The sequence below is a fragment of the Bifidobacterium avesanii genome (assembly GCF_009299475.1).
Classification (GTDB): Bacteria; Actinomycetota; Actinomycetes; order Actinomycetales; family Bifidobacteriaceae; genus Bifidobacterium; species Bifidobacterium avesanii.
Window position 1 is genome coordinate 1 of sequence record NZ_WBSN01000038.1, and the last position, 7,200, is coordinate 7,200.

Consider the following 7,200-nt stretch of genomic DNA (forward strand, 5'->3'; position numbering starts at 1 on the left):
CTTCCCGCGCCTCCTCGGCCCTGAGAACGCCGCCGAGCCCGCCAAGAAGGAGTCCAAGCCGCTCGACGAGGGCGACCAGTACCTCGCCAACCTGCTCAACGACACGTCGTTCCCGAAGATCGATCTGGACATCCCGGACCTGTCCTTCCCGTCCCTGAGCGACGACGGCACCGGCGTCATCGACACCCCCAAGAAGGACGGCGACCAGCAGTCTCGCTAATCTGGAGTCGTGTCTGACTTCGAAAATACTGCAACCAACAAGGTGCAAACGGTAACGCTGCTGGGGTCCACCGGCTCCATCGGCACGCAGGGCCTCGACGTGATCGCCCGTCATCCGGAGCGCTTCGAGGTGTTCGGCCTCGCCGCCGGCGGCTCGCACATCGCGCTGCTGGCCGAGCAGGCCGCGCGCTTCCACGCCCGTCACGTGGCCCTGTTCAACGCGTCCAAGGCCGGCGAACTGCGCGAGGCCCTCGACGCGGCCGGCGCGAAGGACGCCGAGGTGACCGCCGGCCCGCAGGCCGTCATCGACCTCGCGGGCGCCGGCGCCGACGTGGTGCTCAACGGCATCACCGGCTCCATCGGCCTCGAACCGTCCATCGCCGCCCTCAAGGCCGGCTCGCAGCTGGCCCTCGCCAACAAGGAATCCGTCGTGGCCGGCGGCCACCTGCTCTTCGACTCGCAGGTGCGCGCGGCCCAGATCAACCCGGTGGACTCCGAACATTCCGCCATCTGGCAGTCCCTGCGCTCCGGCGCGCACGGCGAGGTCGCCAAGCTCATCGTCACCGCGTCCGGCGGCCCGTTCCGCGGCTGGAAGCGCGAGCAGATGACCGGCATCACCCCCGAGCAGGCCCTCCACCACCCCACGTGGAACATGGGCCCGGTCGTCACCATCAACTCCTCGACCCTCATGAACAAGGGCCTCGAGGTGATCGAGGCGAGCCGCCTGTTCGACATCCCGCCCGAGCGCATCGCCGTCACCGTGCACCCGCAGTCCATCGTGCACTCCATGGTCGAGTTCGTGGACGGCGCGACGATCGGCCAGGCCTCCCCGCCGGACATGCGCCTGCCCATCGCGCTCGGCCTGTCCGCGCCCGACCGCCTGCCGAACGTGGCCAAGCCGTGCGACTGGACCAAGGCCGCCGAGTGGACGTTCGAGCCGCTCGACGACGAGGCGTTCCCCGCCGTGAGCCTCGCCCGCCACTGCCTCGCCGCCTCGGAGAAGCACACGGCCGTCCTTAACGCGGCCAACGAGCAGGCCGTGCACGCGTTCCTCGACCACCGTCTGCCGTATCTGGGCATCGTGGACACCGTCAAGGCCGTGCTCGACGGCATGGACGCGGAGCTCAGGGGCAATCCGCGCTTCGCATCCGTGGAGGAAATGAATCAGGTGGAGCGTGAGGCCCGCGAGCGCGCCGATCGTCTGATAGACAAGGCTGAGTGACAGTGAACGATTCCTCATTCCGCAAGACCGGCGACGCCGCGTACGGCGAGTCGCCGCTGCACCCGCGCCGCAAGTCCCGCCGCATCATGGTCGGACCGGTGCCGGTGGGCGGCGGCGCGCCGATCTCCGTACAGTCGATGACCAACACCCTCACCGCGGACGTGAATGCCACGCTGCGGCAGATCGGCGAGCTCGCGCAGGCCGGCTGCGACATCGTGCGCGTGGCCGTGCCGAGCCAGGACGACGCCGACGCGCTGCCGGCGATCGTGGCCAAGTCGCCCATCCCCGTCATCGCGGACATCCACTTCCAGTCGAAGTACGTGTTCCAGGCGATCGACGCCGGCTGCGCGGCCGTGCGCGTGAACCCGGGCAACATCCGCAAGTTCGACGAGGTCGGCCCCTCGATCTGCAAGGCCGCCACGGACGCGGGCATCTCCCTGCGCATCGGCGTGAACGCCGGCTCGCTCGACAAGGAGCTCTACGCCAAGTACGGCGGCCCCACCCCCGAGGCCCTCGTGGCCAGCGCCCTGAAGGAGGCGCACATGTTCGAGGACGTGGGCTTCCACGACTTCAAGATCTCCGTCAAGCACCACGACGTGATCACCATGGTGCAGACCTACCGCCTGCTCGCCTCCAAGGGCGACTGGCCGCTGCACCTCGGCGTCACCGAGGCCGGTCCCGCCTGGCAGGGCACCATCAAGTCGTGCCTCGCGTTCGGCGCGCTGCTCGCGGAGGGCATCGGCGACACGATCCGCGTGTCCCTGTCCGCCCCGCCCGTCGAGGAGGTCAAGGTCGGCTGCAAGCTGCTCGAGTACATGGGCCTGCGCAAGCGCAAGTTCGACATCATCTCCTGCCCGAGCTGCGGACGCGCGCAGGTGGACGTGATCGACCTCGCCAACGCCGTGACCGAGGGCCTCAAGGGCGTCACCGCGCCGATCCGCGTGGCCGTCATGGGCTGCATCGTCAACGGTCCGGGCGAGGCGCGCGAGGCCGACCTCGGCGTGGCGTCCGGCAACGGCAAGGGCCAGATCTTCATCAAGGGCAAGGTCATCGAGACCGTGCCTGAGGACAGGATCGTGGAGACCCTGCTCACCAAGGCGCAGGAGATCGCCGCGCAGATGGAGGCGGACGGCACGGGCGCGGGAGCCGGCGCGTCCGGCGCGCAGACCGGCCCGGTCGTCATCCCCATCCAGCATCCGAACCGCGCGGCGGCCTGAGACCGTCCGGCCGTCTGAAGCTCCGCAAGCCTACGCCGTCGGCAAATCCGTCCGGCGTGGGCGGTTAGAATGGCGGGCGTGTCGATGCATGACGGAGCTACAGCAAAGCAGGCGTCCACGTCGCGCCGCGGCGATGCGCCGCAGGAGCCGTGGACCCCGCGCCGCCGCGTGCTCACCAGCCTGCCGATCTTCATCATGCTGCTCGGCCTGCTCGTCACCGTCTCCAACCTGTCCAACATCCCGTGGGACAACGAGCCGACCGGGCAGACCCTCGAAAGCCTGTCCGCGGACACCTCCGTCACCTTTGAGAACCCCACGGGCGAGCCGCTGCCCAAGCGTGGCGACTACGAGGTGGAGGTGCGCGAGGACGACATGACCGTCACGCGCGCGTCCACGGGGGAGACCGAAAGCCTGCACGTCGTGGTCCGCATGCCCAAGGGCGCGGAGGGAACGGGCGGCAAGATCCCCGGCGTGGTCTTCATGCACGGCGCCGGCTACGGGCTCGCCAAGGACTGGTTCGTCGACGTGGGCGACGACCTCGCGTCCGCCGGCTTCGCCACCATCGCCATCGACAAGCCCGTGTGGAGCACCAACGACGTGACGCGCGACTACCCGGCCTCCGCGGACGCCTACGAGCAGGCCGCCGAATACCTGCGCGCCCTGCCGAATGTGGACGGCGACAGGATCGGCATCTACGCCACGTCGGAAAGCACGTGGATCTCCGCGTTCCTGCTGGAGAAGGACCCGCGCATCGCCTTCCAGATCCTCGTCTCGCCCATGGTCCACACGCCCCGGCACTCGCTGGGTTTCCTCGCCGCGCAGGACTTCGCGCTCGTGGGCGCCAACCCCGGCTACCAGTCCATCGTCCGGCGCGTCTTCTCCGCGGATCTGGGCGCGTTCGGCCTGACCAACTTCGACATCGACACCGACCTGCCGCGCGCCTACGCCATCCCCACGTTCGTGGCCTACGGCTCCAAGGACGTCATGACCGCGCAGGTGGAGGGCGCCGAGCGCATCTTCGACCGCGCGCACGCCGCCGGCAACTGGGACGTGACCGTGCGCGACTACCCGGTCGGCAACCACGTGCTGCGCATCGGCGACGAGGAGGACGGCGACACCAAGCTCGCCGACCACTTCGAGGACGACATGGTCGACTGGGCCGTCGGCAAGACCCGCGGGCTCACGCAGACGGACGTCAGGGTGGCCGGCGCGGACATCTACCAGTCGATCGCCGTGCCGCAGGACCTGTACGGCCACCGCACGCTCACGTTCTACATGGTGATCCTGCACGTCGCCGCCGTGACGCTGCTGCTCGCGGCCGGGCTGCTGTGGCTCGCCGCGCTCGTCCGCCGGCTCGTCTATCTGAGGCGGCACAGGCGTTGGCGCGGCTCCGCGCTCGGGTTCCTGCACGGGTTCGGCAACGTGCTCGCCGTGCTGTTCCTCACCACGCTCGCCGTGCTCTACCTGTTCGGCTCGGGCCTCGCGCAGGTGGTCATGGAGATCGTCTCGCTGGTGTGGGGCGCCGCGCCCGCCAGCCCGGACATCGTGTACTGGAGCTGGCCGGTGATCCAGTTCGTGTGCACCGCCGTGGTGTGGGCGTGGGCGCGCGTGTTCGCCCGCCTGATCGAGGTGGCGCAGGTGCGCGGCTACACGCGGATGAAGGGCCGCGAGCTCATGCGGCACGTGCGCGAGCCGATCATCGCCACCACGCGGTTCGCCCGCGTCCTGTTCTGGGTGACCGCCGCGGCCATGCTCTGCGTGCTGCTGGTGTTCGCGTTCTGGGGCATGTTCATCTACTGATTCGCCGATCGTCAATTGTCGGTTCGTTGATCCGCTGATTGGCCGTTGGTTCGCTGATCTCTGATCGTTGGGAGGCCGGAGGATGCCGCTGTATCGCGACGAGGGCGTGGTCCTGCGCACCGCCAAGCTGGGTGAGGCCGACCGCATCGTGTGGCTGTTCACCCGCGGGCACGGCAAGGTGCGCGCGGTGGCCAAGGGCGTGCGGCGCGCCCGGTCGCGGTTCGGCGCGCGGCTCGAGCCGTTCATGCGCGCCGACGTGCTCATCAACACCGGCCGCTCGCTCGACGTGGTCTCCCAGGCCGAGACGATCGCCGCCTACGCCGACCGGATCGTCGCCGACTATGCGGCCTACACCGCCGCCAGCGTGATCGTGGAGACGGCCGACCGCATCATGGCCGCCGAACGCGAGCCGGCGCCGGACCAGTACCGCCTGCTCATCGCGGCTCTGGCGGCCCTTGCACGCGGGGCGCACCGGCCCGAGGCGGTGGGCGACTCCTACGTGCTGCGCGCGCTGGCGCTGGCCGGCTGGAGCCCGAGGCTCGTCTCCTGCGTGGTGTGCGGACGCGTGCTGGGCGTTGCGGCGGGTGCGGGGGCTGCCACGGACGGACCGGCGGGCGACGGACTGGAGAGCGGCGGCGCGGGGGAGCGGGCCGATCAGGGCATGCTGGACCTTCCGGGGGATTTTGGAGGTTCGGGCGCGCCGCGCGTCCCGGGCGTGGTCGGCGTCGCCGCGGCTCCTGTGGCCTCGACGATTTCGGACGCCCTGCCGTCCTCGCCGTCGTCGGCACCTTCCCCGCTGGCGGACGCGTACTTCTCCGTGCCCGCGGGCGGCCTCATGTGCGCGGTCGACCACACCCCCGAATCCCGGCGGCTGCAGTCCGGCGTGCTGGACCAGCTGCGCGCGCTCGTGGACGGCGACTGGGACGTGCTCGACCCGGCGGAACTTGACGCGCAGACGCGGCACATCGTCGAGGAATGGGGCGCGTACTACCTCGAACGCCCGATTCGTTCACTGCGCTTGCTAGATTAGCGGTTATGGCTTTTGAGAACGTCGACTACACGTCGCTGGACATCCCCGCGGCGCCGTTCAGCAACCCCTCGATCATCCCCGACTTCCCCAAGAACAAGGTGCCGCGCCACGTGGGCGTCATCATGGACGGCAACGGGCGCTGGGCCCAGCAGCGCGGGCTGATCCGCACCGACGGGCATCAGGCCGCCGAGCCCGTGGTGTTCGACACCATCGCTGGCGCGATCGAGGCGGGCGTGCGCTACCTGAGCCTGTATACGTTCTCCACGGAGAACTGGAAGCGCTCGCCGCAGGAGGTGCGCTTCCTCATGGGCTTCTCGCGCGAGATCATCCACCGCCGCGTGGCGCAGATGGACGAGTGGGGCGTGCGCGTGCGCTGGTCCGGCCGCCGCCCGAAGCTGTGGAAGTCGGTGATCGACGAGCTTGAGGTGGCGATGGAGCGCACCAAGCACAACAAGACCATCGACGTGGTGTTCTGCATCAACTACGGCGGTCGCGCGGAGATCGCCGACGCCTGCGCCGCCATCGCGCGCGACGTGGCCGCCGGCCGCATCAAGGGCGACCGCGTGACCGAGAAGATGATCGCCGAGCACCTGTACAACCCGGACATCCCCGACTGCGATCTGGTGATCCGCACGTCCGGCGAGCAGCGCACCTCCAACTTCCTGCCGTGGGAGGCCGCCTACGCCGAGCTCGACTTCGTGCCTGAGCTGTTCCCCGACTGCGGCCGCGAGGTCCTGTGGCGTTCCATCGACCATTACATCCACCGCGATCGGCGGTTTGGGGGCGTAAAGCGATAGCGCAAAGCCCGGTGGGCTTTGCGTCGCTTTACGCCGAGCCGCGCCATGCTCGCGCGGCGAGGTGATGTTGGGCCCGGCCGTCAGGCCGGTCAATAATTGCAGGCGTTGGCCAAGTGACGGAAAGTCCGGTGGACTTTTCGTTTGGTCGCGCCGAGCCGCGCCATGCTCGCGCGGCGAGGTGATGTTGAGCCCGGCCGTCAGGCCGGTCAATAATTGCAGGACGTCAAGCGCCGAACATAATGCCCACCGTACTTTGCGTCGTTTGCCGCCTCATCGCGCCATGCTCGCGCGGCGAAGTGATGCTAAGCCCGGCCCGTCAGATCGGTCCCCAATTGCGGGACATCAAACGCCGAGGACGTCCGGGACCCTTATGCGTTTGACGCCGCACCGCGCCTTTCGCCCCCTGTCCTTCGTATTTTGCCCAATCCGTCCGTGCAAATTGCCGGATTGGGCAAATATGTGATGCGGGAGCGCCTGACGGGGTGCTTATCCTCCGTTTCTGCCCAGTGTTGCAATCTGCCACTCGCAAATTGGGCAAACACATGGGACGGGCGATGGCGCCGCGCTGTCAAGCGGGAGATGACGTACGGCCGCCTGAGCGCGAGACACCGCCAACGCGGTGATCGCGGAGCGGCCGAGCAACAGTGATTCCGCCGACTGACCGGTTCGTTTGCCGTTCGCCCGTGATCCTTCGCCCGCGTTTACCGTCATTCGTTCCAATTTGCGCCCCCGAAATCGCAGGTTGGAACATTTGACGGCGAATCGGGCCTTCGGGAACCCCGATTCGAGGTGTCTAGTCTCAGCGGATGGTTGACGCATGTCTCGGGGCATGGTTGACGGTGTCTCCTGGGACATGGTTTACATGTGTCCTGGGGCATGGTTGACGGACCGTCGGTTGTTGACCGTGTATGAGTA

Annotated in this window: 6 protein-coding genes; all 6 read left to right on the forward strand. The window is 68.5% G+C overall.

Annotation, left to right across the window (positions count from 1 at the left end; all coding sequences use genetic code 11):
• Nucleotides 1-220 (forward strand): hypothetical protein (locus DSM100685_RS10815; protein WP_170285006.1); only part of this gene is annotated, 220 nt, incomplete at its 5' end.
• Between the two features lie 42 nt (nt 221-262).
• On the forward strand, nt 263-1,441 hold the full coding sequence (dxr, locus tag DSM100685_RS10545; RefSeq protein ID WP_163201161.1) for a 1-deoxy-D-xylulose-5-phosphate reductoisomerase: 1,179 nt from the start codon (nt 263-265) through the stop codon (nt 1,439-1,441).
• Between the two features lie 2 nt (nt 1,442-1,443).
• Entirely contained in the window at nt 1,444-2,658 is a 1,215-nt protein-coding gene (ispG, locus tag DSM100685_RS10550) for a flavodoxin-dependent (E)-4-hydroxy-3-methylbut-2-enyl-diphosphate synthase (protein WP_240811907.1), read from the forward strand.
• An 84-nt stretch (nt 2,659-2,742) separates the two neighbouring features.
• Entirely contained in the window at nt 2,743-4,458 is a 1,716-nt protein-coding gene (locus tag DSM100685_RS10555; protein WP_420837388.1) for an alpha/beta hydrolase family protein, read from the forward strand.
• Between the two features lie 82 nt (nt 4,459-4,540).
• Nucleotides 4,541-5,488, forward strand: a complete 948-nt coding sequence (gene recO, locus DSM100685_RS11235; RefSeq protein ID WP_420837387.1) for a DNA repair protein RecO — start codon at nt 4,541-4,543, stop codon at nt 5,486-5,488.
• Between the two features lie 5 nt (nt 5,489-5,493).
• The gene (locus tag DSM100685_RS10570; protein WP_152351295.1) at nt 5,494-6,285 is read left to right on the forward strand and encodes an isoprenyl transferase; all 792 of its coding nucleotides are present in this window, start codon (nt 5,494-5,496) and stop codon (nt 6,283-6,285) included.
• Nucleotides 6,286-7,200 lie beyond the last annotated feature (915 nt).

What these genes read in the sequence shown, in the direction of transcription:
- recO (WP_420837387.1), top strand. Translation starts at nt 4,541, where the DNA reads ATGCCGCTGTATCGCGACGAGGGCGTGGTCCTGCGCACCGCCAAGCTG.
- DSM100685_RS10555 (WP_420837388.1), top strand. Translation starts at nt 2,743, where the DNA reads ATGCATGACGGAGCTACAGCAAAGCAGGCGTCCACGTCGCGCCGCGGC.
- DSM100685_RS10570 (WP_152351295.1), top strand. Translation starts at nt 5,494, where the DNA reads ATGGCTTTTGAGAACGTCGACTACACGTCGCTGGACATCCCCGCGGCG.